At 58.8% G+C, this 26,497-nt stretch carries 24 protein-coding genes, 2 tRNA genes and 1 pseudogene; 9 read left to right on the top strand and 18 right to left on the bottom strand.

What is annotated here, in order from left to right; genetic code table 11:
* Positions 1-538 precede the first annotated feature (538 nt).
* Positions 539-1,240, top strand: a complete 702-nt coding sequence (locus tag G359_RS20905; RefSeq protein WP_245279959.1) for a glycosyltransferase — start codon at positions 539-541, stop codon at positions 1,238-1,240.
* 75 nt (positions 1,241-1,315) lie between these two features.
* On the opposite strand, the gene G359_RS07865 is transcribed toward G359_RS20905, so the two are convergent.
* The 6 genes from G359_RS07865 to G359_RS07840 all read right to left on the bottom strand — a co-directional run bounded on the left by G359_RS07865 (position 1,316) and on the right by G359_RS07840 (position 9,091).
* Complete coding sequence (locus tag G359_RS07865; RefSeq protein ID WP_052699253.1) at positions 1,316-2,050, bottom strand: glycoside hydrolase family 16 protein; 735 nt, start codon at positions 2,048-2,050, stop codon at positions 1,316-1,318.
* Positions 2,051-2,306: 256 nt separating this feature from the next.
* Positions 2,307-3,191 (bottom strand): DUF707 domain-containing protein, encoded by an 885-nt coding sequence (locus tag G359_RS07860; protein WP_052699252.1) that lies wholly within the window; start codon positions 3,189-3,191, stop codon positions 2,307-2,309.
* The gene (locus G359_RS07855; RefSeq protein WP_245280120.1) at positions 3,160-4,290 is read right to left on the bottom strand and encodes a UDP-galactopyranose mutase; all 1,131 of its coding nucleotides are present in this window, start codon (positions 4,288-4,290) and stop codon (positions 3,160-3,162) included. The genes G359_RS07860 and G359_RS07855 overlap by 32 nt, the downstream gene beginning before the upstream one ends.
* 247 nt (positions 4,291-4,537) lie before the next feature.
* Positions 4,538-6,055: a polysaccharide biosynthesis/export family protein gene (locus G359_RS07850; protein ID WP_045835664.1), complete on the bottom strand. Its 1,518-nt coding sequence runs from the start codon at positions 6,053-6,055 to the stop codon at positions 4,538-4,540.
* Positions 6,056-6,602: 547 nt separating this feature from the next.
* Positions 6,603-7,760, bottom strand: coding sequence for an NAD(P)/FAD-dependent oxidoreductase (locus G359_RS07845; RefSeq protein ID WP_045835663.1), 1,158 nt, complete (start codon positions 7,758-7,760; stop codon positions 6,603-6,605).
* A gap of 71 nt (positions 7,761-7,831) precedes the next feature.
* Entirely contained in the window at positions 7,832-9,091 is a 1,260-nt protein-coding gene (locus G359_RS07840) for a hypothetical protein (RefSeq protein WP_156150706.1), read from the bottom strand.
* Positions 9,092-9,518: 427 nt separating this feature from the next.
* On the opposite strand from G359_RS07840, the gene G359_RS07835 reads away from it, so the two are divergent.
* Entirely contained in the window at positions 9,519-10,181 is a 663-nt protein-coding gene (locus G359_RS07835; RefSeq protein ID WP_045835661.1) for a ParA family protein, read from the top strand.
* Positions 10,182-10,231: 50 nt separating this feature from the next.
* On the opposite strand, the gene G359_RS07830 is transcribed toward G359_RS07835, so the two are convergent.
* The 4 genes from G359_RS07830 to G359_RS20900 all read right to left on the bottom strand — a co-directional run bounded on the left by G359_RS07830 (position 10,232) and on the right by G359_RS20900 (position 11,748).
* Positions 10,232-10,522 carry a hypothetical protein gene (locus tag G359_RS07830; protein ID WP_045835660.1) on the bottom strand — a complete coding sequence of 97 codons (291 nt, stop codon included), beginning with the start codon at positions 10,520-10,522 and terminating at the stop codon, positions 10,232-10,234.
* A gap of 350 nt (positions 10,523-10,872) precedes the next feature.
* Positions 10,873-10,947 (bottom strand) — tRNA-Gln (locus G359_RS07825).
* 115 nt (positions 10,948-11,062) lie between these two features.
* Positions 11,063-11,413 carry a hypothetical protein gene (locus tag G359_RS07820; protein WP_045835659.1) on the bottom strand — a complete coding sequence of 117 codons (351 nt, stop codon included), beginning with the start codon at positions 11,411-11,413 and terminating at the stop codon, positions 11,063-11,065.
* A 188-nt stretch (positions 11,414-11,601) separates the two neighbouring features.
* Positions 11,602-11,748 carry a hypothetical protein gene (locus G359_RS20900; protein WP_245280119.1) on the bottom strand — a complete coding sequence of 49 codons (147 nt, stop codon included), beginning with the start codon at positions 11,746-11,748 and terminating at the stop codon, positions 11,602-11,604.
* 397 nt (positions 11,749-12,145) lie between these two features.
* Here G359_RS20900 and G359_RS07815 point away from each other — a divergent pair.
* Positions 12,146-12,222 (top strand) — tRNA-Pro (locus G359_RS07815).
* Between the two features lie 301 nt (positions 12,223-12,523).
* On the opposite strand, the gene G359_RS07810 is transcribed toward G359_RS07815, so the two are convergent.
* Genes G359_RS07810 through G359_RS20895 form a run of 3 tightly spaced genes read right to left on the bottom strand, consistent with a single transcriptional unit; the run spans position 12,524 to position 14,980 of the window.
* Positions 12,524-12,739 carry a hypothetical protein gene (locus G359_RS07810; protein ID WP_045835658.1) on the bottom strand — a complete coding sequence of 72 codons (216 nt, stop codon included), beginning with the start codon at positions 12,737-12,739 and terminating at the stop codon, positions 12,524-12,526.
* A 25-nt stretch (positions 12,740-12,764) separates the two neighbouring features.
* Complete coding sequence (locus G359_RS07805) at positions 12,765-13,088, bottom strand: hypothetical protein (protein WP_045835657.1); 324 nt, start codon at positions 13,086-13,088, stop codon at positions 12,765-12,767.
* On the bottom strand, positions 13,085-14,980 hold the full coding sequence (locus tag G359_RS20895; protein WP_052699251.1) for a DUF2793 domain-containing protein: 1,896 nt from the start codon (positions 14,978-14,980) through the stop codon (positions 13,085-13,087). The genes G359_RS07805 and G359_RS20895 overlap by 4 nt, the downstream gene beginning before the upstream one ends.
* A 347-nt stretch (positions 14,981-15,327) precedes the next feature.
* On the opposite strand from G359_RS20895, the gene G359_RS07795 reads away from it, so the two are divergent.
* Positions 15,328-16,335, top strand: coding sequence for an NAD-dependent epimerase (locus G359_RS07795; protein ID WP_045835656.1), 1,008 nt, complete (start codon positions 15,328-15,330; stop codon positions 16,333-16,335).
* Between the two features lie 55 nt (positions 16,336-16,390).
* Here G359_RS07795 and G359_RS07790 read toward each other — a convergent pair whose 3' ends face one another.
* Positions 16,391-17,170 (bottom strand): SDR family NAD(P)-dependent oxidoreductase, encoded by a 780-nt coding sequence (locus G359_RS07790; protein WP_045835655.1) that lies wholly within the window; start codon positions 17,168-17,170, stop codon positions 16,391-16,393.
* A 180-nt stretch (positions 17,171-17,350) separates the two neighbouring features.
* On the opposite strand from G359_RS07790, the gene G359_RS07785 reads away from it, so the two are divergent.
* From G359_RS07785 to G359_RS07775, 3 genes are all read left to right on the top strand, one after another.
* A complete protein-coding gene (locus tag G359_RS07785) occupies positions 17,351-18,253 on the top strand; it encodes an AraC family transcriptional regulator (protein WP_045835654.1) in 903 nt (300 codons plus the stop codon).
* 116 nt (positions 18,254-18,369) lie between these two features.
* Complete coding sequence (locus G359_RS07780; protein ID WP_245280118.1) at positions 18,370-19,533, top strand: FAD-dependent oxidoreductase; 1,164 nt, start codon at positions 18,370-18,372, stop codon at positions 19,531-19,533.
* Positions 19,534-19,613: 80 nt separating this feature from the next.
* A complete protein-coding gene (locus G359_RS07775; protein WP_045835653.1) occupies positions 19,614-20,522 on the top strand; it encodes an MBL fold metallo-hydrolase in 909 nt (302 codons plus the stop codon).
* An 88-nt stretch (positions 20,523-20,610) separates the two neighbouring features.
* On the opposite strand, the pseudogene G359_RS20890 reads toward G359_RS07775, so the two are convergent.
* Positions 20,611-21,048: pseudogene (locus G359_RS20890) on the bottom strand (DUF1499 domain-containing protein); the annotation flags it as partial.
* Positions 21,049-21,480: 432 nt separating this feature from the next.
* Positions 21,481-22,137, bottom strand: a complete 657-nt coding sequence (gene pdxH, locus G359_RS07770) for a pyridoxamine 5'-phosphate oxidase (protein WP_045835652.1) — start codon at positions 22,135-22,137, stop codon at positions 21,481-21,483.
* Between the two features lie 195 nt (positions 22,138-22,332).
* Between pdxH and G359_RS07765 the strand changes: the two genes are divergently transcribed.
* Positions 22,333-22,773, top strand: coding sequence for a hypothetical protein (locus G359_RS07765; RefSeq protein ID WP_045837789.1), 441 nt, complete (start codon positions 22,333-22,335; stop codon positions 22,771-22,773).
* A 607-nt stretch (positions 22,774-23,380) separates the two neighbouring features.
* Here the strand turns inward: G359_RS07765 and G359_RS07755 are convergent.
* Both G359_RS07755 and G359_RS07750 read right to left on the bottom strand, forming a co-directional pair.
* Positions 23,381-24,331 carry a tetratricopeptide repeat protein gene (locus tag G359_RS07755; RefSeq protein WP_045835650.1) on the bottom strand — a complete coding sequence of 317 codons (951 nt, stop codon included), beginning with the start codon at positions 24,329-24,331 and terminating at the stop codon, positions 23,381-23,383.
* Between the two features lie 471 nt (positions 24,332-24,802).
* Positions 24,803-25,108: a hypothetical protein gene (locus G359_RS07750; RefSeq protein ID WP_156150705.1), complete on the bottom strand. Its 306-nt coding sequence runs from the start codon at positions 25,106-25,108 to the stop codon at positions 24,803-24,805.
* A 654-nt stretch (positions 25,109-25,762) separates the two neighbouring features.
* Between G359_RS07750 and lexA the strand changes: the two genes are divergently transcribed.
* Complete coding sequence (gene lexA, locus G359_RS07745) at positions 25,763-26,491, top strand: transcriptional repressor LexA (RefSeq protein WP_045837788.1); 729 nt, start codon at positions 25,763-25,765, stop codon at positions 26,489-26,491.
* Positions 26,492-26,497 lie beyond the last annotated feature (6 nt).

Here is a 26,497-nt window from a genome sequence, read left to right as displayed (position 1 = left end):
CGGTCGAAGGGCTAACATGAACACCAGCGTGCCCGGCTCCAATGCCTCCTCATTCTCGCCCGACGGAGCCACGGCGACAGCCTCTTTAGGAGAGCGCCGGTCTGATCGCATACGGGTGTTCGTTCATTTGGCTTACGATAAGGATGCTCAAGCGTGGCGCGCCGCTCGTGAGGCGGGAACGCTCGTCGGCCGCAACGATGAAACGCCATATGGTTACGGTCGAGCTGCCTCGATGGGGTGTGACGTCCAATTTTCGCGGTCATATCCAGAGGGCATCCTTGCGAAAGTCCTGCGACTTGGCATTCGCGTTGCGCTCGGGTTTGACCTCTTACACGCCCTCCGTCAGCGCGAGTCTATATTTGCCTCCGATGTCGTTTGGACCCACACTGAGTCGCAGTTTCTAGCGGTTGCATGGCTGCTTCGGCGGCGCGCCACCGGACCGAAGCTGATCGGTCAAGCCGTTTGGCTGTTTGACCGCTGGCATCGATTGGCGCTCGTTCACAGGGCCCTTATCCGCCGTCTCATCAAGCGAGTTGACGTGCTAACCACTCTTTCCCCGCTTAACGCGGAGATCGCCCGAAATCTATTTCCGGATACGAAGGTCGAAGTGGTGAATTTCGGAATTCCGTCCGAAAATCCGATTGCTCCTTCGGTGCGTAGCGCCAAGCCCATACGCGTGGTAGCGGTCGGCAACGATGTCCATCGAGATTGGAGTACGCTTGTCAGCGCACTCTCCCCCATGACGGACGTCGAGCTAGAAATATTGTCGGGCAGAGCGCCGCGCACGTTACTGCACGGGACATCTAACGTTTCGCTTCGCAGTGCGCGGACTAATCTCGAATTGTCTAGCGCGTATGCGAGAGCCACCGTTGCGGTCGTTCCGCTTCTACCCAATTTCCACGCCAGCGGAATCACCGCCATACAAGAGGCAGTGCTTGCCGGCGTTCCCGTGATCGCAGCGGACGTGGGCGGACTACGGTCCTATTTTAGCGACGACGAAATTACTTTTGTTCCGCCGGAAGATGCCGCCGCGCTACGCTCTGCGGTTGCTTTCGTAGCATCGAATGGCGAGAGAGCCTCTGAGCAGGTCAGGCGCGCCCAGGATCGCATCGAAAAAGGGGGCTTAAATCTTCAGGCCTACATTGCACGCCACGTCGAACTCAGTGAAAAGCTGTTAGTGGGAGCCCCGCGCACGGGCCTTTCTTCGGCCAATTCGCTGAAACAATACTCCGCCATTTAATTGATCGCTGGGCAGAACTTTGGCCGGCGCTCATTCCGATATCAATGAGGATGCCAACGTTGCGCGATGATAGCGTCAGTGAGGAAGGCCGGGCGTGCAGCCTTCCGGCGGACCAGCGTCCCTTCCGTAGACATGCACGTAGTCAACAAGAAGCGTCGACGGATTTGGAGTCCGATCAATCGGCCAGCCGCTTCCGAGTGCAAGATTGACGAGCGGATACATGGGAGTGGTAAGTTCAGGCGGCGTTGGCTGGGTCCAGACTTGCTTTCCGTCGAGGAAGAAGATTATCGCTTGGGGGGACAAGTCCACGCCGAAGGTATGAAAGTCACCGACCAGAGAATTGTCCGCTACGTCGATCTGTTTGCTTTCGGCTCTATGTTTCTCTTGGTCTTTGTACCAGACCTGAACGGTGGCTTGGTAGGACGCTGTAAACTGGCCATAGTACTCTACGACGTCGATTTCCAAGCTCCCATCCGAGCTGCCGACCGGCTTTAGCGCTGCTAGCCAAAATGCAGGCCAAGTCCCTGGCCCTGGAGGCATCTTCATGCGCGCTTCAAAATATCCGTAACGCGTTCCAAATCCCGCCCCCGAGGCGTCGGCAGCAGCAATGAGCCCTGAGCTCCATCGCCCATCTTTTCCCTTTGCAGCCGTGATCGAGAGAACCCCATCTTTGACACTGAACGGACCACCCGGTCCTGGGTTTGCAAATCCGGCGTCTCCGAAATCACCGTTCCAGGGAGTGTGAGCGGTCCAACGAGCTGGGCCGATGCGATGGGCCGCGATGCTTTCTTCATTGAAGTCTTCCTGCATTATCGGCCGTAATTCACATGATTTCGAAGGCCCTGGTATTTCCACGCTTCCGACCGTGCTTGGGATGAGCAAGGCACAAGTAATTCCGAAACAGCGAACTGATAAAGCACCCATCATGGCCTCCCTTCTGGAGAACGCGTCAGGCATCCAAGGACAGGACCATGACTTGCCAGCGATGACCGCTGCGTTACATCATCGGCCCACTCGGCGACAAACAAGAACGGGCTCGTGCAAGAAAAAGAAACGTTAGCCTTGATCAGGCAAAGGCAAGTTTTATTACGCGCCGAAACTTAACCGGTTGAGCCCTATTCGTATGGCGAAGCAGTAGATCAAGAAGGACACGCGAGACCAAGGCATAACCTTGAAGGTAGTTTCCAGCCCGGTCCATGCCGGAGCGAATGGTTATTCGGGGAGTAGGAACGCCCTTTATCGACGAGTTTCGCGGTCCCTTCACAATACTCAGCGCTTTCGCCATTTCCTCCACCGCACTGACGCCACCTGCTTCGTTCATAAATTTATGAAGACTCCCGCCGACAGGGCGCGTGTGACGGACTGTGACGCTGTCGACGATCGCCGTACTCTTGATCGGCTCGCCACTTATGTCGGCAGCCATTTCCGGCCATACGAAATCAATTCCGAAGCCGCTTCGATTGGCGTCGAGCATCGGCAGCGTTCTCGTCAGCACCGCCCTGCTTATTACGGGCGCCATGATCTCAACGAAGTTGGTGTACCTTAGATTGAAGCTCGGATGTCTAAGGGTGATTACGTGCGAATAGTACGATTCATCGTCGAGTGCCGGCTGGAATACTTCTAGGCCGTATGCAGTTCCAATCTCGACGAGCCGATTAATGTCGTTGGCGGTGGCTGCGATATCATCATCCGGAAACCAAAAATAATCGTACGCGTCCAAGGCATCGGGAAACTTAAGAAAGAAATCAAACAGTCCGTCCCACTTGCCGCCCTTATAGCGGTGAACGAAGCGCGCTTCAGGAAAGGCTTTAGCAGGGTTGTTGCCGAAGTAGCTGACGCCAACGTCGAACGCCCGGTCAGGGCCGGACCAGCTCCTGTGAAGACTGGCGTCGCCGCAACGAACAACTGCAAGAGTCGCCTTACGCCACGGTGTCATGTCGAGCCCGTTCAAGCCATTTACCGACGTGCGCGAGCGATTGGTTGATCACCTGGTGCATGTCTAAGTATTGGTAGGTGCCACACCGGCCGATAAAATGCATTCGCTTATCGCTAGATATGCGCTCCGCATACTGCCGATATAGGGCGTCATAGCGGCCGTCGCGCGTTTTGACGGGGTAATAGCGCTCATATCCGTTATCGCGATAATCGCACGGCTCCTCCACCGTGCGCAGTACGGTGGGACCGGGCCGGACGTGATGCCCGGAGATCCTGTGCCACCATGTTTCGCGCGTAAAAGGTCCATGATCCGTATAGTTGATGACTGCATACGGCGCCGATGTGACTTCGGCTGCATGCTCATTCAGATGAAAGCGGATCGAACGGTAAGGCAGCTCGCCTAGATCAAATCCGAAGAATTCATCGATCGGCATGCTGTTGAAGCATTCATCGTACGCGTCAGCGACATCTGCGGAGAAGCTCTCTCCCAGCCGGACATGAATCCGATCGTGGTCCAATATGCGTTCAAATAGCCGGGTAAAGCCTTCGCTCGGCATAGCTTGAAAGGTATCGTTCGGAAAATATCGGTCGTCTCGGTCCATGCGAATTTCAAGGCGACGAACGACCGACGCATCGGTTTCGCTCAAGTCCATTGCCCACATCTTCAAACTATAGGGGCGAAAAAACAGATTGGTGAGATCGGGACCGATATGAGTATAAAGATGGTCCTCTGCGCTTAAAATCGGATTTCGGTTCAGAACCTTTGAAGCAAGGAGGCTCGCCACTTCCTCTGGCGTGGATAGGCTTTCACGGAACACGATATTCACGGTATCGAGGTTGACAGGCAGTGGCGCCAACCTCTCATCCGGAAGCCGCGCCGCCACTCGATGCTCGTACGGTAGCCACCCGGTAAATCGCGATAGCCAGTCGATAACTTTTTGATTGGAAGTATGAAAAAGATGGGGGCCATATTTGTGTACCCTGACCCCACAGCTATGAACGTAGTCGTAGCAATTGCCTGCGATATGGGAACGTTTATCGATTACATCAACTTCGAATCCCGCCTCGGCCAATTCTCGGGCATGAACCGCGCCGGCAAAACCGGCTCCTACCACCAATATTCGACTCAAGTTGCACCGTACCATTAGCTCGGAAGCATGATTGGTCTGGCAAAGGCCGGAAGATCAAACTTCTAATGGGTTCAATGAATTCTCATGCTTCGTTGGTCCGCTCCCCGTGATGAATCACAATGCCGCCGACTTCGCGATCAATGTCGAGCCAGGGAGACGCAAAAAATTGCCTCCCTGCTCGACCAAGCTAACGACCGCTCAGAAGTTGAAATAAACACGGCCTCAGATTCTATTAGGGTCGCAATGTTGGCGTTGTCGAAACTTCAATTGAAGCGTGCGTTGGCGCGGGTGTCGAGCGGCGGAAGGTGTCATCATCCAAGATCGGCGTAGCCGGTTTGGACGCCGGCATACCCTCGAACAGCGCATCAAGTTCGTCGTTAGCTTCGGTGGCCGGCATGGTCATCTCGACCTTCACCGTATCACCGGGTTGCAAGAGGGTCTTTTCCGTGGCCTCGATTTCAATCGTATCTGCACCAATCTGGCGAGCGATGGTGTAGTGAAGCGCGGGTCGACCTCCATTCGCCGAATTGCTGTCGGAAGTGGAAACAGCGAGCCTCAGTGGCGAGGCCACAGCCTGGGTTCTCGTTTCGGCGAGCAGGCGCTCATCGATGGTCGCCTCTTGAACGATCTGCTGCAGCCGAGCCTCTGTGGTCTGAAGTTCGACGGTCAGATCATTGGCGCGCTTATTCTCATACTCGATTTTCGAAAGCTTGGTCCGATTCACTTCCTGTTCGACCCGCGTCCGATTGCTCTCTATCGTGAGCTTCTGACCCTCGAGCTCCGCAAGATTACGCTGCAGTCCAAGGAGCCGCGGCTGAGTCGCGAGTCCCTTGTCGCTCAAAGCTTTGATACCGCCCAATTCCGACTTCAGCAGATCGATCTGCGTTTGCTGGGACGCTATGCGCTTGGTCAAGGAGTCGACCTCGGACTCCAGGGACTTCTGCAACTGATTGAGCGCGACAACCTGCGTGTTGTTGGCGTTCCGGCGCAAATCGAAAACGCTCTGCTCTTTGCTCATGACAGAAGCGGTATATTCGATTGCTGTCCGTCCGCTCACCGACTGCAGTTCTTGAGGGAATGCGATAAAATCGGCTGATGCCAGTTCGGCGTCGATCCGCGCTTTATGCGCAAGAAGCCGTTGACGCTCTCTCGCGAGACTCTGGTAGTTGCCTGCGGTCGTCACCCACTCACGTTCGAGCCTCAACCCGCCTGCTGCCGAATTTCTGAATATACCGCCCGCGAGACTCACGCCCTGCAGCACGCTCATGCCGCCAGTGTAGGAATATTCACCGGATTTTTCGACGGCACCCGTAACGTAGATGGGCCGGAAATCCGTAACTTCGATGGTGGTATCGGGCAACGTCGCCAAGTTCAAGCGCTTGGCCAACTGTCGCGAAATCACTTGCTCCAACTCGGCAGTCGTGAAGCCAGCGGCCGCAACCTCTCCTGCCAGCGGTAGAGAGATTTTGCCTGCCGGATCGACGGTGTAGACTTGATTGATCGCCGTCCAGGTGTAGACCTCGTCGCGAGAAGGCCGCCATTCGATTACTTGAATGCGCAGGCGATCGCGCACATTCAATCGGTACTCGGAAAGCGTAGGCGAATTAACTTGGCGATAAGTCTCCTGACGCGTATCGGCGTGGGTGATTGCAGCCGGAATCCCTATGCCAACTCCCGCAAAGGCAAGCATTCCCAAGGTCAGGGCGGAGGTCCCGAAACGGCCGCCAATGGTCCTGCTTTTGCCGAACATTTTTCTTTGAACTCGAAAACGGGCAATGAAGCGGGGGGGCGGGGCGTTATTTCCGCGGCTAAACGAACCGGACACGCTATAGCGGATTGGATTGGTCATAGCCTCTGACTCTCCTGCTCTTCGGTCGCTTTGCGTTCGGCAAACGCCCGTCAGATCAGATAAAAACGGACAAGAAAAACATAAATGACCGTACCATAATGGGCGTTGCACCCAAGCAATCTAATTTGCCGAGGGGAGCTACTCTTTCGCGGCCGCAAACGGTTTCGAACCTCAAAAAGGCGTACACCCGCCTAATACAAAATGCGTAAGGCGTGTTGTGGCTGGGTATCCGAATATCTTGTCCGCCTTCGGTGTCGAATCCCTCTTTCCGCAGCGGTCGGCGACCGGCCGGTCGGCAAAATCTAGTCAAATCCAGAATAAAATCCGCTGGGAGGATGAGCCTATTCTCCAGCACTGTCGCGGCGACAAGATTAAGGCCATTCAGGATTTACCACTTGGCGCTGTTTTGCGGCGCGCTCGGCCCCTCTGCGAAAATTCAATATTAGGCTTAAATTCCGGAGCTGCTTACGGGCGCGCGACCGCGCTCAATCATTTCCGCAACATACGCGCCGATGGCGAGTGCAGAGGTCAAGCCGGGACTTTCAATCCCGTAGAGCGCGATGAAGGCAGGTATCCCATGTTGCTCTTCGCCGTGGATGGCGAAGTCCGCGGGCGGCATCCCCTGCGAATAGATTTTCGGCCGGATGCCTGTGTAGGCAGGGACAAGAGCTTCTTTCGGCAGCGCAGGCCAATAGCGTCGGATCTCCTTCGCAAAGACCTCCCGGCGGGCATCGGGATCGACGAACGTATAATCGAGTTCTTCCTGCCAGTGGATGTCCGGTCCGAACCTTGCCGCACCTGAGGCATCGAGCGTGACGTGGACACCAAGGGCATCCGCCGATGGCATCGGATAGATAAGATGTTTGAACGGAGCCCGTGCCGACAGTGAGAAATAATGCCCTTTCGCGGGATACAAGGCGGGAACCACGTATCCGGGCTTTTCAGGCGCAAGCATTCGCCCGATGCGCGAAGCGCCGAGCCCCGCGGCATTGATTACGCGGGCGCATAACAGATCGGTGATTTCGCCTCCGGATAAAACGGATAACAGAAATCCACCAGTCGAATGGCGTGATATGCCGACCACTTCAGAATTAAAGGCTACCTGCCCTCGAGCGTCGATAATACGAGCTTCGAGAGCGGCCATGAAAAGATGACTGTCGATGACCCCCGTCGAAGGCGACAATGTAGCAGCGACGCAGCGAACCTCAGGCTCGAGTAGGTGAACTTCTTCCGCCGTCAGGCGCGCGAGATCATTCACTCCATTTCGCGCCGCCTTCGCTTCTATAGCGGCAAGCTGATCGACCTCCAGTTCGTTCGTCGCGACAAGAAGTTTGCCACAACGGTTGAACGGCACCTTATATTCTTCGGCAAACGCATAGAGACGCTCACGGCCCTCGACGCACAGCTTCGCTTTGAGAGATCCTTCCGGATAATAAATGCCGGCATGCACTACTTCCGAATTTCTTGAAGAAGTTTCGGTACCAAAAGCGTGGCGTCGCTCGACGACGAGCACGTCCTGTCCTTTTCCTGCAAGCTCCGCGGCGATCGCAAGGCCAACGACACCGGCCCCGATGACGGCCGTTTGGACATCAACGTTATTCAACATTTGGAATGGGCATCATATCGGCTTGAGCTCCGACTTAATCATCGATCATTAGCCGATGAAGCGCGCCGCCTTCAACCTTCGCAGGGCTCGACTTGGCTCCGCTGAACTTCGCCGACGTCAGGGTTTCCCACACGCGTTAGCCACGCTTCGCGCCAATAAATAAGCTCGTTTTGCGGACAAAGCGATTGATACTCCCCTGTCGCGGCAACCCCCTCAAGGATGAGGCACGGATTCTTTAGTGATAATATCCGGCCAGTCGCCTCTTCCACCATCGTTGTCACTCGGCTCGCGACCCTGAACTCGCCGCCGCAGAACCTGTGCATTTCGACATCGAACCACAAGCCCCGATTTCTTGACTTCGTCAAAGTGCGCTCGATCTCTGGCCTACTCTTTACACGCACGAGTTCGCCGGGTTGCAAGTTAAGCGGCTCTGCGGGGGGCACTTTGGGAAGGTCATTTTCACGATAAGGCGTCAACGCTCCGCCCATCCTTCGTTGCACCATATTGAACAAAGCAAGCGAAATGGCGGTAACGAATAAATCGAAACGGATATTGCCTGACCACAAGTCAGTCAAAAAATGACGAGGATCGCTCCAACGCGTCCGGACTGTCGCGTCGGGAAGCGTGGTCATTTGGCAGACGTAACGTGTGTCACCGTCCGATGATTTGACGCGGGTGAGCTGATCGAGCGCTTCCAACTTCATTGCGTCAGCAAGAACCGTTGGATTTTCAGCTGTCCGCACACCATTATCGATAGAGAGCCACGCTTCCTTCCAAATGATTTGGCAGGCTGCCTGACATCCACCGTGGGCTCCGCCGTCGCAACGCAATTCATCCAGCAAGACCGCATCATGCATGCGGCGCAAGTGGGCCCCCGCCGGATCAAAGTAATAGTGGATCCTCTCCACTCGTCGAAAGACTTTAAAATGCTTGCCGCAATAGCGCGCCATCTCCGGCATGAATGGCAGCCCGTCCAACCGCCCGTCTGCATCAAGCGACGCATATATTTCAGCCAGCGGTCGGACGCGAACCCACTCACCAGCGTGCAGCCGCAATCTCCTTGCGGAACCGGGGAGCATATTGAGCAGAAGTCGGCGCACGCGGGTAAAAGCCCCGGGCGACCGTTCGCGAGGTCCGGTTGCAAAATAAGGTATCCCGCTCGTTTCAAGTGAGTCGCGATGTAGGCCGATCCATCCGCCCAAGGCGACAAGCCCTGCCAGCACTGACACCAGAAGCAATGGCAGTGCGAGTAGATCCGGCAGCAGACGAAAATGTGTGATTGCGTCGGTTGAATTGAGCAACGCGATCGCGGCCACTACTGCGGATAGCATGACGCCTGACGCCCAAAGCGCGGTCTTTCGGTAGCTGCTACGATGACAGGACATCAAATGCCGTCCTTACAGAAAGGATGCAATTAAAGTTCCTTTTAAATTATCGAGGGTCAACCAATCGAGCACAGGTTGGGAAATTGTTTAACGGACGATATGTTCAGCGCTCTGCAGGGCATGAGGTATCGAAAGCGCGGCATATTTATGCGGCCATTGATGTGAAGCTCTCTCCCTAAAAGTCAGCGACGGAGGACAGTTCTCGCTTGCCGGCACGCGAGTGCATTGTTGCTCTTGATCGTAGGACATTGGGTTTCGGCCCCCCCAAAGGATCAGTGCCTTTCCGAACACTCCTTGCGTCTCATGATGTAACGGTCCATCACACGTTCAGAAAAAAGACGGATCAAAAAAAAGCGCACGCCAGGGAGCGCGAATGCCGTTGATCGTTTCATTCGTCAGTCAGAAAGGCGGCGTCGGCAAAAGCACGCTCGCTCGGGCGCTTGCCGCGGTCGGCGCCACGGGCAAGTTGAAGGTCAAGCTCGCGGACCTCGATATCCAACAGCAGACGGCCGTCAGATGGGGAAAGGCGCGTAAGCAGAGAGCGTCGGCTTCCTACGTGGAAGTCGGAGCCTTCCGTTCGTTCGAAGACGCACTCGACGACAGTGAAGCATTCGATCTCATCATCGTCGATATGCCCGGCCATACGAGCCCCTCGACGGGGAGAGTCGCGCGCGCATCGCACGTCGTCGTGGTGCCTACGAGCCCGACCATAGATGATCTGTATCCGACTGTTCTCTTGCTCCATGCTCTCGAGGAGATAGGCATTACTCGAAGCCGGTTGGCTGTTGTGCTCTGCCGCGTATTGGAGCCGAGTGAGGAGAAAATCGCGAGGGATTACATCGATGCCGCCGGTTACGAATTATTGCCGGGGTTCGTCCCGGAACGCGCAAACTATCGGAGCGCGCAGAACCGCGGACAAGCGATCACCGAAACGATTGATGGATCGGAGAATGAGTCCGCGGATCTGCTCATAGAGAGTCTACTCAGAAAAATCGCGGGACAATCAGCCGGAATGCAAAATGGGAAGGGCGACTGACGCCGCTGCAGTTGCTCGCGCGCGGCCGCAGCAGTGCAGATCGCATTTGCTCAGTGTGCAAACCGTGACTTCAGCAAGCCGATGACGAGCGCGGTCACACCACCGCTGAGACCGCCAGTGGCGAAGCCGGATACAATCGTGCCGATATCCAGGCCCGAGGTTGCTGCCGCGCCACCGATGCCAAGGAGGGAACTCAAGATCTGACCGCCGATGCCGCCACCGAGGGCTCCAACGATCGAATTGCCGAGAGTGCCCAGGCTCGTTTTGTCGGAAAGCGCACCCGCGGCGTTACCACCGATGGCACCGCTGATGAGTTGGATGATTAGTGAGGTGAGATCCATGGAAATTCTCCTCAGTAAGCCAGCAACAGCAAGCCGGAAGTTTCACTGAGTCGCAAGCGCTGCGCCGGATCCGTCAGCGTACAGAAGCAAAGAACTTGCTCCGCATTGCAGCAATTTCCTGAATAGCCTTAAAAATTGAAACCCAACGCGGGCGGGCCGAGGGCATCTGCAAAGACGCGATGTTTTGCGGCGCCGCTCGACCCGGTGTTATCCCGTGTTCAGCCTTAAGGACGGACATCAGGGCGACTGAATCAATGCGCCAAGGGCTGCCCTGTCGCATCGGGCACTTCAACACGCGCTCGGCCCAAAAGGGTGAGAGAACTGAAGCGGCTAACGCCTAGCGAAATTATTGGCTGGGATGCCAGGATTCGAACCTGGGAATGGAGGAATCAAAATCCTCTGCCTTACCACTTGGCGACATCCCAATGGGAGACCGGCGAGTTAGCAGTGTTTACGCCGGGTATCAAGGTACACTTGCGGGCGGCCATTTGATGCACGACGGGGGCGAGGATTGCAGCCCACAAAAGCGGCTCCCGGAACCTATGGAATTTCAGGTGACGCGGGCGGCGGCGGAGCCTTGGCCGCGGGCGATCGCGAAACTTGGTCATCATTCAAGATGATAATTTTTTCCATACGGTCCGGGTCGTCGGGGTCCGAGACGATGATGTGATTCCAGTTCTTCAGGAGGCGAGCGAGGATCTCCTTCAGGCTCCCTTGGATGGTTGCGCTCACGGGCTTCGCCTTGGAGGCATGTTCGGCGCCTTCGACCTCGATGCCGTATTCCGTCGCCAGCGACTCGATTGTGACGGATAAGGCTTCAGCCTCGATGTTTGAGCTCGATCTTGCTCTGGTCGTCGCCTTCGATGTGGACGGCGGCCAAAGCGGGGCCATTACCTGGCAAGCGAATCAAAAGAGCGGATGCCAGTCCGATGGCGGCGAGCGCCAAGCTCTTGCGGGCTGTCGCTGCCGGGGGCCGCACAAGACGTGCCCTCGAGGCGCGCTCTGCCGTGATTGCATTGAAGCGCGCACCGCCTCGGCGACATTGCTTGCGTCACCGGGATTGCGGATCACACTCGGCCTCAGGAATACGACGAGCTCGGTTCTGGAGCGTGCCCTTTCCGTGGTCCCGCCCAAAACGTCACCGAGATACGGATCTTGTCGATAACCGGAGTTCGGCTTTTTTGCTGATCCGACTGCTCGCCGATAAGGCCGCCAAGAACCACCATCTGGCCGCTTTGCAAGGCGATCGTGCTGGTGATGCGCCGCTGCGAGATGGTCGATACGGGGAACCTGGTCACCCACTTGGAGCGTCGCCGGCTGGTTGTGAAGAACGACGACCGAAGTGCAATGCGCCTGGAGCACTCACGCTTGGCCACGACGCCATTCTGAGCCCCAGACGGACGTGGAAGGCCCCCGCCCTTGGAGCCGAGTACTAGTCCCCGGGTCCCGACGCACGGACCGAGCCCTCCTTCCTCGACAAAAGGCATTCGGTATCGTTGCATGCGGCACCCTTCACATTCTCGCTAAGAGGCGCTTGCGGTACGTGATCGAGGTCGTTATAACCCCCCTCTCTTCGGTGCCTACCCGGCGCCGCGGAAAGCCTTTTTCAGGCTGACGGTCGGGCGGAGCGTAGCGCAGCCTGGTAGCGCACTTGCTTCGGGAGCAAGGGGTCGGAGGTTCGAATCCTCTCGCTCCGACCAGTCATTCCAATAGCTTAGCAAATACCCCCCTCAACATCCGCCCAAGAAACCGCCCAAGAAACGGCCGGTTTCCGAGGTGCCGCATGAGGAGACCTTCGCTCGCCAAGCGCGTCCTGATGGAGCTTACCGGCGGGTCGGCCGATGGAGCGCGTGTGTTCCGCAGGCTTTGATGTCTCGAGCTTTTGGGGCGCTCCCAAGCCCGTCTACGTTTTCCGCGATTGGTTCGGTCGTAAGTGGATGGCTGAGCACCGCTGGTCGATCTTTCGCGTCTCAACCGATGGGGTGGACGAATGACGAGTGCTTACCCCCTGTCCTGGCCGCCACATATCCCTCGCACGAAGTGGCCCGAAAAGTGCAAGTTCTCGACGACGCTGCCGAGCGCTCTCAGGAACGTGCAAAACTCGCTGAAGCTCTTCTCGAAGAACAGCGGCAAGAACGTCACCAACGTCATCATCTCGTCCAACTGCGCATTGGGGATGGAAAACCCGACTGATGCCGGCGTGGCCGTGTGGCGCAACTCAACAAGGCCCGCCAGGAAGCAATCAGGGATCGGACGCCGAGCTAGGTAGAATAAACTCGATTTCGGCTGCGACCTCGGCAAGCTCCTCATAGTTTCCCGCCTCTCCGGTCGCACTCGCGTCAATCCTCAAAAGCGCTTCCCGAATTTGCTCGACCGAAAAGGGTCCGGGCGGCGCCCTCGACACGGCGCCATTTTTTGCAAGCACGTCGTAGAGTTCAATCTCATTTGCAATGCGCGTGGCGCGATCGGACGGGTACTCGGCCACATAAGCACAAGCCGCGCTTGACCACGCCTTGCTCTCGTCGCCACCAACGATCCAAAACCAATTCTTCGGAAAATCGCTCATGTGTATTGCCCTCCGGTTGCGGTCGATCCGGCTGCATTGCCGGGAAGGTAGGACGCCCCGCCGCCGCTTGTGTCGACGACAGAAGCCTGCGTTGCCAGGTATCTCGTCCCCGTGGGTATGATCGAATGTGTGCCGCTCTGCGACCCGGAAGTGTTGATCTCCGTGCCGCCCGCTGTCGCGGAAACGGTGAACGTATCCGCATCAATAACCGTCTTCACGTAATAGGTCGTCCCCGCCGTAAGTCCGGTTGGTAACGCCCCTGTGGTCGCAAAGGCTAGCGGTTGGTTCGCCGACAAATTGTGCCCCGCGTACGTGACCACTCCGGGAGAGGCGATGGATATTGTGGCCGTGGGATAGTTGAATGTGACGCTGCCCCATAGCTGTACAGAGCCGCTGGTGGCATATGCGAAGTAACTGGAAAATCTGGGGGCCCCTATGAATGTTATGGTCCGGCCAAATGTGGTGGACGACGCCACGGAGCTACTGTTGAAATGGTAAACTGCATTGCCTGAAATCGAGTAGTTGCCGTTGGTATTAACAATAGCACCAAGCGCGAAGAAGACATGCGCGGCCGTGCCTGCGTTTCCGAATTCCACAGTCGTGATCGTCACGACTGAACCGGCTCCGCGGCATTCGATGAGGTTCGCATTCGTCGATGCGAGTTTAACGGACGTGAGAAACCATCTGGTGCCGTTGTAGCTAACGCTAATCGGGATGCCGCTTGCGGGCTGTATGATCGTTGTGGGGCCGGCCCCTTGGAGCGTGAAAGTTCCGGACCCGAACATTCGCGGCAGCACCACGTTCTGAGCGAACGTTCCCGCTCCCACAGAGACGGTGCAATTGAAAGTCGAACAATCCAGCGCCGCCGCGACAGTGAGCGCTCTGCCAATGGTAGCGAACGCCCCGCCGGACGTGTTCGTCAGCCCGTTATTGCTATCGCTGCCATCGGATCGGACGTAGTAGGTTCGGTTGGCGGTCAGGACTTCACGCGGGCCGCCAGATTGAGGAAACGAAACGAACCCGGTGTTGCGATCGATCTTTATCGCTTCGCGCCACGTCGCGCCATCCGCGCTGACCTTGAAGTGAAAATCCTCATCGCCCGTCAGGCCCATTTCGGCGCGGCCCGAATAGTTCGTCTGGTAGAGCTGGCTTGCCGTGTCGCTCGCGGCCGCCTTATTGATCTTCTGCTGATGGCCGTTGCCGGCGTTGTCGAAGAGAGTTGCCGCGCTCTTGACTGCAAATTTGTTCGTCGCGTCCGCGGTCGTGTTAACGCCAACGAGCGGGACGTTGCTCACGTCACTCCACGAGCCATCCTCGCGCAGATATTTGGCGGTCCCAGCCGTCGCGCCCGGATCGGGGACGAGGCCCTTCTTGTGGCTCGCGCCCGAGCCCGTGAAGGCATCGAGAAGCGCAGTCGCCTGCGCTCCGGTCAGGTCTTCGGGTGCGCCACTTCCGGATGAGGAGCGGCCCTTAATCGTGCCGTTCGCCATGTTGGCGAGACTGGAGTTCGCAACAGGTGCGGATAGACCCCCGCCTTCCCCGCCGCCACCTGACCCCGCGAACAGCGACCACGCTCCCGCAGCGTAGATGACGAGCGCGCTTTCAGCTGCGACCCACGCGACCCAACCGTCTTTCGGTGCATAAAAAGTCCACGCGCCGTCCTGGAATGCCGCGATCCGACCTGCGTTTCCGGACCATGCGCCTGTCGGGGACGCTGCTACGACATATCTCGCGCCTTCCGCCGGAGAGGCGGGCGGCGCCGTCAGCGTCCGGCTTTCGACGGAAAGCTGCACAAGGCAATCGAGGGCGCGTATCGCCTCGTTATGCGTGACATGCTTCTGCGCCTGAGCGGCCAGGATGTAGGGTAGTGCGAGGTTCGGCGTATCGTTCATGTTCACGCTAATGTCTGCAACGAGGCTCCCACGCGCAAAGATAAGACCCGGCCTAAGGGCGGGGATAAGTTTTTTAGGGAGAGTTTTTGATGGCGCTGGCGACTCCCCTACGGGAAGCAGCTCGCAGGCGCCGCCGGTGCGGGTTAGAGTTTTTGATGGCGCCGGCGACTCCCCTACGGGGAGCCGGCCGCCGGCGCGGCCTTGGGGCGCCTTCCGCGGCCCCTTCAGGGTCGGTACCTGCCCTTCTGCGGGTCGGCCATTGGGCGTGATTGACACTCCCAACGGACCTACTAAACCGGGCCGTCGCTTATCCCCCAGGCCAGAAATCAGACGAGGACTGTTAACAGATGAAGTTTCTGGTCACTGGCGTTGCCGGCTTCATCGGCTATTACACGGCGGCCCGACTTCTTGATCGCGGCGACGAGGTCGTCGGCATCGACAACGTCAACGGCTACTACGATCCCGCACTCAAGAAGGCGCGGCTCGCAAAGCTCGGCGGGCGACAAGGATTTTCGTTTCTGCATCTCGATATCGCCGATCGCGCGCCGATGAACGAGCTGTTCCGCGTGCAGCGTTTCGACAAGGTCATTCACCTCGCGGCGCAGGCGGGCGTGCGTTATGGCAGCGAGAATCCGGGCGCCTATATCGATTCCAATATCGTCGGCACGCAGAACGTTCTGGAAGGGTGCCGCCATTACGGCGTGCAGCATCTCGTCTTCGCGTCATCGAGTTCGGTCTACGGCGCCAACACGAAGATGCCGTTCAGCACGCACGACAACGTCGATCATCCACTGAGCCTTTACGCCGCGACGAAGAAAGCCAACGAGCTTTCGGCGCATGCATATGCCCATCTCTACCGCCTTCCCGTCACGGGCCTCCGCTTCTTCACCGTCTATGGGCCGTTCGGACGCCCGGACATGGCTTATTTCAGCTTCACGCGGAAAATTCTCGCGGGCGAGCCGATCGAAGTTTTCAGCAACGGCCACCATGCGCGCGACTTTACGTACATCGACGACATCGTCGAAGGTGTCGTTCGCACGGCTGACAAGATCGCCGAGCCTGATCCCAACTGGAACAGCGACGCGCCGGATCCCGCAACCTCGAACGCGCCTTTCCGAATCTACAATATCGGCAACAACAATTCGATCGAGCTGATGGACTTCATCGCGACGATCGAAAAGGCGACGGGCCGCGAGGCAAAGAAAATCTTTCTTCCCCCGCAGCCCGGCGATGTCGCGAAAACGTACGCGGATATCGACGATCTTGCGCGCGACGTCGGCTTCCGGCCTTCGACGCCGCTTGCCGAGGGCATCGGCCGCTTCGTCGATTGGTACCGGTCGTACTACGGCGTGTGAGCCGCACTCTCGCCTCCTCACCGTCATGCCGACGGAGGTCGGCACCCAGACAAGCTCAGAGGTTCACGCCGCCCGAGACCTCGAGGCGCTGCGCCGTCATCCAGCGATTTTCGTCTGCAAGCAGCACAGCGATCATCGGCCCAATATCGTCGGGAACGCCCACGCGTCCCATCGCCGTCGCGGATGCGATGTGTTTGTTGATCTCGGCGTTGTCGCGCACAAGGCCACCGCCGAAATCGGTCTCGATCGCACCAGGCGCAACAACGTTGACGGCAATGCCGCGCGGTCCGAACTCTTTCGCCATGAAGCGCGTCAACACCTCGATCGCGCCCTTCATGGCGCCGTAGGCTGCGAACCCAGGCATCGTGAAGCGCGCGAGGCCGGATGATAGGTTCACGATGCGGCCCCCGTCAGCGATCAGCGGCAGCAGCTTCTGCGTCAGGAAGAACACGCCCTTGAAGTGGATGTTGTAGAGCTGATCGAAGTCGGCTTCCTTCATATCGGCGATGGGCGCCATCAAACCGATGCCGGCATTGTTCACGAGATAGTCGAACGTGTCGCGACCCCACTTGTCCTTGAGGATTTTCCTGACCTCGGCGGCGAAGGCATCGAACGAGGCGACGTCGCCCGTGTCGAGTTGGAGCGCGACGGCTTTGCGGCCATGCTTTTCGATCGCCGAGACGGTCTTCTCGGCTTCCGCTCGATTGGAGCGATAGGTGAAGATCACATCGATGCCCCGCTCGGCGAGGCTCAAAACTGTGTTCTGTCCAAGCCCGCGGCTGCCGCCTGTGACGATGGCGATCTTGGGACCCGAACCGCTTTTTGCCTGTGCCATTGTGTTCTCCTCAAAGCGAGTGTTTGCGTGCGGAACATCTAGGCTTCGACGGTCGCCTCTTGAATGCCGGAACTCTCGAATTTCTTGCCTAATCCTCTAACAGGCTTGGGCGTCACGCCCTCTCGTCCTATGATAAGGCTCGGATCATCGAGAAAATGTCCGCAAAACGAAAGGTTCGAGATGCTCGATTTGAAGACCGCGCTTGGCACCTATGCCGATGAGAATGGCGGAGGCGAAGGCGTTTTCGAGACGCCGATCCCGGGCTTCACCTTCATGCGTACGAGCCGCCCCACTCTCCCGCGTCACATGGTCTACCGGCCGTCTCTGTGCATCGTCGCGCAGGGCGAAAAGCAGGTGCTGTTCGACGATGATACGCTCACTTACGGCGAGTTGCAGGCGCTGGTCTTCAGCGTCGAAATTCCGGCGCTCGGGTGGGTATCGAAGGCGAGTGTTGAGAAGCCGCTGCTTGGACTCATCCTCGAACTCGACCTCCGCATCATGCGGGAGGTGATGGAAGAGCTGGAGGCGCCGCCTCTTCCCAATGACGATGGCGGCGTCGGCGTGTTCGTCGGCAATCTCCAAGGACCACTCGCCGATTGCACAGTGCGGCTTGCACAGTTGCTTTCGAAGCCGAACGCCATTCCCGTGCTCTATCCCACGATCATGCGCGAAATTTCGTTCTGGCTACTGACGGGAGAGTACGGCGGCGAGTTCTGCAAGCTCGTTTTGCCGAACAGCCGCACGCGGCGCCTCGCCGAGGCGATCCAAGTTTTGCGCGAGGATTTCGCGCGCCCCGTCCGCATCGAGCAGCTCGCGTCCGTCGCGCGGATGAGCCCGTCGTCCTTTCATGCGCATTTCAAAGCGCTGACATCGATGACCCCGCTGCAATATCAAAAGCAGCTGCGCCTTCTGGAAGCGCGCCGCCTGATGGCAGCCGGCGACATCAACGTGGCGGGCGCGGCCTATCAAGTCGGCTATGAGAGTGCTTCACAGTTCAGCCGCGAATATGCGCGCATGTTCGGCACGCCACCCAAACGCGACGTCATCGATCTCAAATCGATGGCGCTCGGGAGTCCGATATGATTGTTGAGACCCGCGCTGTACCTATTTCGGAAAGCTCAGAGATCGAAAAGGACATTGCCGCGAAACGCGAAATCAACACGACGTGCGCCATCGTAGGCGCGGGGCCTGCGGGCCTTATGCTCGGCCTCTTGCTGGCGCGTGCCGGCGTCGACGTGACCGTCGTCGAAAAGCATGGCGACTTCCTGCGCGATTTTCGCGGCGATACGATCCATCCTTCGACTTTGCAGGTGATGGAGGAACTCGGGCTTGCTGATGAGCTTTTGAAACTTCCGCATACGCAAGCGCGCACGCTCAATGCGGAGGTCGGCGGGAAAAACATCACCATCGCAGACTTTTCCTGGCTGCCGACGAAGAACCGTTTCATCGCCTTCATGCCGCAATGGGATTTTTTGGATTTCCTCGCGCGCGAGGCAAAGCGCTATCCGAACTTTCGCCTGCTGATGCGGAGCGAAGTCACGGATCTCATCATTCAAGGCGATCGGGTTACCGGGCTTCGCGCGTTGACAGCCGACGGACCGCTAACGCTCTCCACATCCCTCATCGTCGGCGCTGATGGCCGGAATTCGGTGACACGCAAGCTTGCGGGACTTGAAGTCGAGAGCTTCGGGAACCCAAGCGAAGTACTCTGGATGAAACTTTCGCATGCGGCGAGCGATCCCGAGCAGACCATGGGTCATGCAGGTCCGCGGCAAGGTTTCGTTATGATCGATCGCGGTGATTATTGGCAATGCGGATATGTCGTCCGTAAAGGCACATATGCCGAGATCAAGGCGGGTGGGATCGAAGCCTTCCGGGAGATGGTCGCTGCCGTTTCGCCGCTGCCGCCAGAACGGTTGCAGGAAATCCGGTCCTTCGACGATGTGCATCTCTTGAGCGTCAGGATCGATCGCCTGAAGCACTGGTGGCGCGAGGGGCTTCTCTGCATCGGCGATGCGGCGCATGCGATGTCGCCCATCGGCGGCGTCGGCGTTAACCTCGCGATACAGGATGCCGTTGCGAGCGCGAACATTTTGACGAAGCCGTTGAAAGAAGGCCGTCTTTCCAACGCGCATCTTGCGGCGGTCGAAACGCGCCGCACGTTTCCGACGAAGGCCACGCAAAAGCTGCAGCTCATGATGCGCAGCGACCGGCGAAAACGCGAAGCCGTTGAGCCGACGCGATCAGGTCCGCCGGGTTTTATTCTGGGCATCGCCAAATGGCCCGTACTCGCGCATCTTGCGGGCCGTCTCATCGGTCTCGGTTTCCGGCCGGAGCATGTGCGAAATCGCGCGCCACGTTAACCTGCGTCGAATTTCAGGGTATTCGTAGTTCGACCGAGTTCCCTATAAGCGCGTCACGTTTCAACGAGGGCCCACGGGGTTTGGATTCACTCAATTTCAAAACAGAGATGGCGTTCACCTATGGCGTGCCGTCTCCGATGGGACCGGGCGTCATTCGGCTCGTCGCGGATAATCCGAGCCCGTTCACCTTCAAGGGTACGAATACGTATCTCGTCGGCTCAACGTCTCTCGCTGTCATCGATGCGGGGCCTGACAGCGCGGAGCATCGCGCAGCGATTCTGAAAGCCGCAGCCGGTCGGCCGATCACGCACATCTTCTCGACGCACGCGCATCGCGATCACGTCGACGGCATCGCCAAGCTCAAGGCGAAAACGGGTGCCGTGACGGCTGCCTATGCGCGCGATCCGGGTGCGGGAAAGATGGCGCTCGAGAACAGTCCGTCGGGAAGCTACTTCGTCGACTATGATTTCGTGCCCGACATCGCGCTCAACGGCGGCGACACGATTATTGGCGCCGACTGGGCGCTGACCGCGATCCACACGCCCGGCCACGCGCCGGATCATCTCTGCTTCGCGCTCGAAGGCCGCAGGGTGGTCTTCTCCGGCGATCATGTGATGGCGTGGAACACGACGGTCATCGCGCCGCCGGAAGGGCGCATGGCCGATTACGTCTCATCGCTCGAAATTCTGCTCGATCGCACGGACGATGTTTTTCTGCCGGGTCACGGCGATCGCCTCAACGATCCCCAGCGCACGGTGAAAGCCTATCTTCTGCACCGGACGTGGCGCGAGAAATCCGTGCTCGACGCGCTCACTGGTGGCGCGACGACTATTCGTCAAATTGTCCCCGCTGTTTACCGCGGCCTTGCCCCCCAGCTGATCCCGGCTGCGACGCTTTCTGTCCAGGCGCACGTCGAGTATCTAATCGAGAAGGGTTTGGTCGCTTCCGATCTGCCTTTGACGCCGGACCGCGACCTTTCTCCGCTTTGAGCTTGTTGCGCTTGTCGACGGCGGCGCGCGTATCCTTGTCGACGTCGGGGACGGAGGCTTCGAAGCGGCTCGCGGTTTCCTTCAGGATCGCGCGCACGTGGGCGGCGTTACGGCCGAAATCGATATCGCCATAGCGCGACGCTGATCTCACGTCGATGCGGGATGAGCCATCCTCGCCCAGCACGCGAATGATGATGTCGTCGACAAGCCCTAAAATCTGCGACTGGTCGGAAAGCTCGATGAAGCCCGGCGCGTCCTGCTCATCTTCCGGCGGCACTTCGAGCGTCGTTTTCAGCTTGAGCTTGGCGAGCGCTTGCAGCACCAGCTCGTAGCTTTCCTCGGTCGGCCGCGGGAGGACCAGACTCTTCAGGTCGGGATAATGCGCGCGCTGGATCGTTGCGAACGCATCGCCCGGATAGTCCGTCAGATTGGCGTCGGCCGGCCGCTCGTCCTTGGCCTCTGTGAACTCCGGCGGCTCGTCGAGATCGGTCGAGACGTCGTTGATCGGCGGCCACTTGAAACTCATGGCCCAGACGCCGGCGGGAATGGCGAGCAGCCCCAGCGCGACGATCGCCCCGCAGAACACGCGCGCCGCGCCCTGCCGTCCCGTCACCCAGATATCGAGCCCGGCGACGAATGCCATCAGCAGCGAAAGGCCCGCGCAGAAAATGACGATGTAGGCGATCGTCAACGCGACGGGCGTGGGCAGCAAATGCAATCGGTGCAGGCCCGCCGTCACCAGCGCGGCGACGGCTGAGAAGAGCGCGATGCGGCTCGTCCACTTCGCGAGAAAAGACGGCGGCTGGCCGGCTGCGTAATAGATCCGCGTCGATTGATAACGGTCGCGGAGCCGCCGTTTCGGGCGGCGTTCGTCGATGCGGTCCGTTACCATTCGCGCCTCAAGTCAATCCTCACGCCTTAGCTTCATTGTGCCACAAGCCGCGCTTTTTGTGGTCGCTCAGGGATAGAGACGGGTTTTCTGCCAGGAGTCGCGCGGCGCGTCGCGGCGGAAGACGATGCGGTCGTGAAGCCTGAACGGACGGCTCATCCAGAATTCGATTTCGACCGGGAGAACGCGGAACCCCGACCAGTGGGCCGGGCGCGGAATGGCTTCTTCCGGAAACTTGGCTTCGTAATGATGGACCTTGGCTTCGAGCACGTCGCGCGACGATAGCGGCCGCGACTGATGCGAAGCCCAGGCGCCGATGCGGCTCAGCCGTGGCCGCGAGGCGTAATAGGCATCCGCCTCGCCATGCGAGACCAGCGACACGGGACCGCGAATGCGCACCTGCCGTTCGAGGCTCTTCCAATGGAACAGCAGACCGGCCTTCGGGTTTGCGAGCAGCTCGCGGCCCTTCGCGCTTTCGAAGTTCGTGTAGAAGACGAAGCCGCGATCGGCGCTGCCTGGCCCATCCAGTCCCTTCAGCAGCACCGTCCTCACGTTCGGCATTCCGCCCGCATCGACGGTCGCGAGCGCCATCGCGTTCGGATCGTTCGGCTCGGACTTTTCTGCCTCCGACATCCAGGTCTCGAACAGCAGAAAAGGATCTTCGGCGGTCGAGAAATCAGGTGCCCTTTCGGGAGCCGAGGTCTGGGAAGTTCCGGTGTCACTCATGTTGCGTGCTCAACGCTGGATTTTCAGTCTCAATTGCAGATCGCGCGTTCAAATCGGTTTGCCAAGATGGCGGCGCGCCCCGTTACAGCACACGCCGCGACATATGTTCAGTCCCTTTTAACCATACTGAGGCAGACTCCCCCCATCGTCTTGTTGGGCGAGCGTCGCGTTCCGCCTGAGTTGAAAGTAAGCGTCATGTCCTCAAATGCGTCCCTATTCTCGACTGCCGCGGCCGGCGCAACGGCATTCGCGCTGGTTGCGGCGATTTTCTTACCTTACGGGTTTGCCTGGGGTGCGGACCAGCCCCTCGCATCGGCCGCCTGCCCGAAACCCAGCGCCCTCGACGACAAAACGAAACTCACCAGCGTCAAGGTCGCGCTTGACCGGGATGACGAATATGCGGCGCTCGAAAGCGTGCAATTCGCCCTGACGGAAGTTGCCGACGGCTCGAGCTATGTCTGGCACCGCGCGCACGGACGCCTCTCCGGCATCGTCAAGCCCGTCTCATCGTTCAAGGACACGCGCGGCAGCGTCTGCCGCCATGCGGTCGTCTCGCTGACCGGCGTCGACACGACGAAGGAGACCGAAATCGTCGCCTGCCGTTTGCCGACGGGCATCTGGCAACTTGAATCCTGAATTTCCCCAAACTTCGAATACCGATCCTCCCAAACGAGAAAGAAAAAGGCGGCGCAAGCTGCCTTTTTTAATTGCGCCGGCGACTCCGCTGCGCGGAGCCGGCCGCCGGCGCGGGCTTGGGGTGGCGTTGGTGCTCGCAACTTAAGCGGAGCTTGGGCGTTGGCTTGTTATCAACAGGTTATTCCAGTTCGCTCACAGCGCGAAGCTGCATGGATTTCGGGAATCACGGCTCATTACCCCAAATTGGGGGATACCAATGCTGGCATTCACATCGATACTATTCACGGCATTCGCTGCGTTCGCTGGCGCACCGATATGGGCAGCGCTGCTTGGAGCCGCGGCTCTCTTTTCAGTTTCGCTCCGTGAGCAGCGCAAATTCGCAGCTCGGTTTACGAACCTCGGCCTATCGCAAATGCTGACGATGGCCCACTGGCAAAGTGCAGGGCATGCGGTATTGGCGAGCGGAGCGGCGTTTGCAATAGGCTTTGCTAGCCGTTGGGCTTTGCAAATCTAGTTAGCCAATTATTAGAGGGGCCTACGGGTGGTGGCACCTCATCCTGCTGCGACGGGGTGTCAACGGAGGCGCTCTGCGAGCGATTTATCTTTGCTATCGCAGCATTGACTCGTCCAAGCCTTCGCGACCTGCGGGCATTGACCTAAAGCTTTGATAGATGGTCAAGGCGTTTTGAAAGCAGGTATTCGCTGCGGGTAGAAACCCGAGCTTCACTCTAACATTTCCCCGATGCTCAAAAGTGAGAGCGCGTTCCAATGCTTCTGACGGGGGAAGTACCGCAAGTGCATTCCCGAGCGCAGCGTTTGCATTGGCATTCGCTGGCGAAGGTAGAGTTTCGAAAGCGGTAGCCTGCAAACGGTATGCACGGGCAAGCGAAACCCCACCGTCCGCTTGGCGCAATGCAATCAGCTCATTGAAGCGTGACAGCGCGCCTGCGGGATTTGCTAGTTCGAGCAGCATCATCCCGGCGTATTCGATTGCATCAACATCACCACTATTGATCTCAATTGCTGAATTAAAATGCTCAAGCGCTGCCTCTCGCGAAGCGCGTCGTCCTTCCGGATCTTGTAAGTTTCTTGAGGCTTCCTTTGCGCCCAGCAAGAGGTGAGCAAGCGCTTGCCGACTTTTGAATTCTTCCAGTTGCTTCTGCGCAAGGCGAGCTTGATTGGAACTGATGACGATAGCTCCGTGCAAGTCGTTGACAGCCGCAGCTCCGAAGCCCCAACTCATTTTGCGAAGCGATCTGCTGACAGAGCGAGAGTCAAAAGTGGGCTCGTCGAGCGCCCTAGCCGGTGAAGGACAACGAAACAGACCCGCAACGGACTCTCTCGACTCCTGCAAGCGCTTCTCTTGCCGCCCCAAGAATTCGTCCATCCTGTCCAAGAGACGATATCCCGAGCTGCGCCATTTAATGAACACTCCGTAGGCCGCCGGAAAGATCGGAATGAGAAAGCTCAATATTTTGGGGGCCTGAATTCCTTGAAAAAACGTCTCCGCGACGTGCGACCATTGCTCAAAAACCGAATGCAAAAGTTCCTCGAACATATTTACGCCCCCCAAACGCAACAACGCGACCCCACCCAATTCCGTTAACTTCTCTCAGAGCAGATCATCTGTACAGCCCCCATTCCTCCTTTTCCAAATTGCAATTCCCCCCACTCAAAAAAACTTATCCCCGCTCTCGCCTCCTCACGCATAATCGCGTCGCCCATCCGGCGAAGGGTTCGTGCGCAAGGCGTTGCGTCGGGCTCGGGTGGGGCAGCCCGACCCGGGGCGTGACGCGCGCTTCCGGACAAGGCGATCGGCAAGGTTCGCACAGGGTGAGAAGCCTGTGTGCGGAGCATCCCGCTGACGTAAAGTGACCCTGCTCGAGACCCTGTTCTCGGTCTGTCACGGAGCGGATCGGTTCCGAGACTTCATTGCTGCACGACCCAGCCGCGGAACCCGTCCGCTTCGTGCTTATTGATTGCGCACACGGCTCCGCTTTCGCGGAGCCGGCCGCCGGTGCGGAAGAGATCAGTGGCGAGACGAGGCGTGGAAGCTCGGGACGAAGTGATGGCCGGCGCGGCCGCCAGTGACTGCGTTCGCGATGACGGTGCCCAAAACGGTGACGATGACGCCTATGACGATCTGCGAGAACCAACCCTGCATGGCCCGACGATGCCCCGCTCCAAACGGCCGAAAATCGAATTGCTGCGCCGGTGTTGGACCGGCGGCGACCATCTTTCCGTCGCACGGCTTCCGGCGCTTTTGCACGGCTGCGAGGCGGCGGAATTCAGGCGCTCGAACTGGAGCGTTCGCCTCATACGTCGCCCGCGACACCCCGCTTGTCATCCCGGGCGAGCGCTTGCGAGACCCGGGACCCAGCCGGCAGGGATGGCTATGGCTGCAGCGAGCCCCGCCCACCGCCGTCATGCCGGCGAAGGCCGGCACCCAGACAAGCCTCAACAAAACGTCAGAGGCGGGCCGTTCCGTGGGGACAGCACATGCGAGTGCGCTGCACGTTGCCTGGATCCCGGCCTGCGCCGGGATGACGAGAATTGTTACGGAGATGGGCTTCCTGCTGTCATCCCGGGCGAGCGCTTGCTCTCCCCCACCGCCGTCATGCCGGCGAAGGCCGGCACCCAGACAAGCCTCAACAAAACGTCAGACGCGGGTCGCTCCGTGGGGACAGCACATGCGAGTGCGCTTCACGTTGCCTGGATCCCAGCCTGCGCCGGGATGACGAGAGTTGCTGCTGTCCGCCCGAACTTGTCGTTCCCGTGCTGGACGCAGTGGAGGCCGAGACATTCGTGCCACTCCTCCCTTCATTCGCACGACGATGGGTTGCATAAGTTGGGGCGAGGTTGCAGAACGAGACAAGAACGTGTAGCGTACATACACGATTTGTACCGTCATCCTGCGGGTGGCCGTTCGGTGGTCAGCGTTTCGGCCAGCGGCGCTCGCACAGCCATGGAAGGCTTGAGACGAAACGCGATGCTCACCGAGAAACAGAAAGACCTCCTGCTTTTCATCCACGCGCGCATGCAAGAACGCGGCGTGCCCCCCTCGTTCGATGAAATGAAGGACGCGCTGGATCTGAGGTCGAAGTCCGGCATTCACCGGCTCATCACGGCTCTCGTGGAGCGCGGGTTCATCCGCCGTCTGCCGCACCGGGCGCGGGCCATCGAAGTCATCAAGCTTCCGGACAATCAAAGCGCGGGGGCAGGCGCCTCCGTTTCCTCGATCGCGCCGCAGCGCGGTTTCCAGCCGAGCGTGATCGAAGGCTCCGGGCCGCGTGCGAGCGTTTCGCCACCGCCGCCGTCGCACGTCATCGACGCGCGGACGGTCTCGATCCCGGTCATGGGCCGGATCGCGGCCGGTACGCCGATCAGCGCCATTCAGAACCACACCCACGACATCGCCGTGCCGCCCGACATTTTAACGAACGGCGAGCATTTCGCCCTGGAAGTGAAGGGCGATTCGATGATCGAGGCGGGTATCCATGACGGCGATACCGTCATCATCCGCCGCTGCAACAACGCGGAGAACGGCGACATCATCGTCGCGCTCGTCGAGGGCGAGGAAGCGACGCTGAAGCGGCTGCGCAAGAAGGGGTCGACGATCGCGCTCGAGGCGGCCAATCCGGAATTCAAGACGCGCATTTTCGGGCCGGATCAGATCGACATTCAGGGGCGGCTCGTCGGGCTGCTCAGGCGTTACTGAGGCTGG

It is taken from the genome of Hyphomicrobium sp. 99 (assembly GCF_000384335.2).
In the GTDB taxonomy this organism is placed as follows: Bacteria; Pseudomonadota; Alphaproteobacteria; order Rhizobiales; family Hyphomicrobiaceae; genus Hyphomicrobium_B.
The sequence above is the reverse complement of the archived record's forward strand: the minus strand, read 5'-3'. Positions and strand labels throughout refer to the sequence as shown.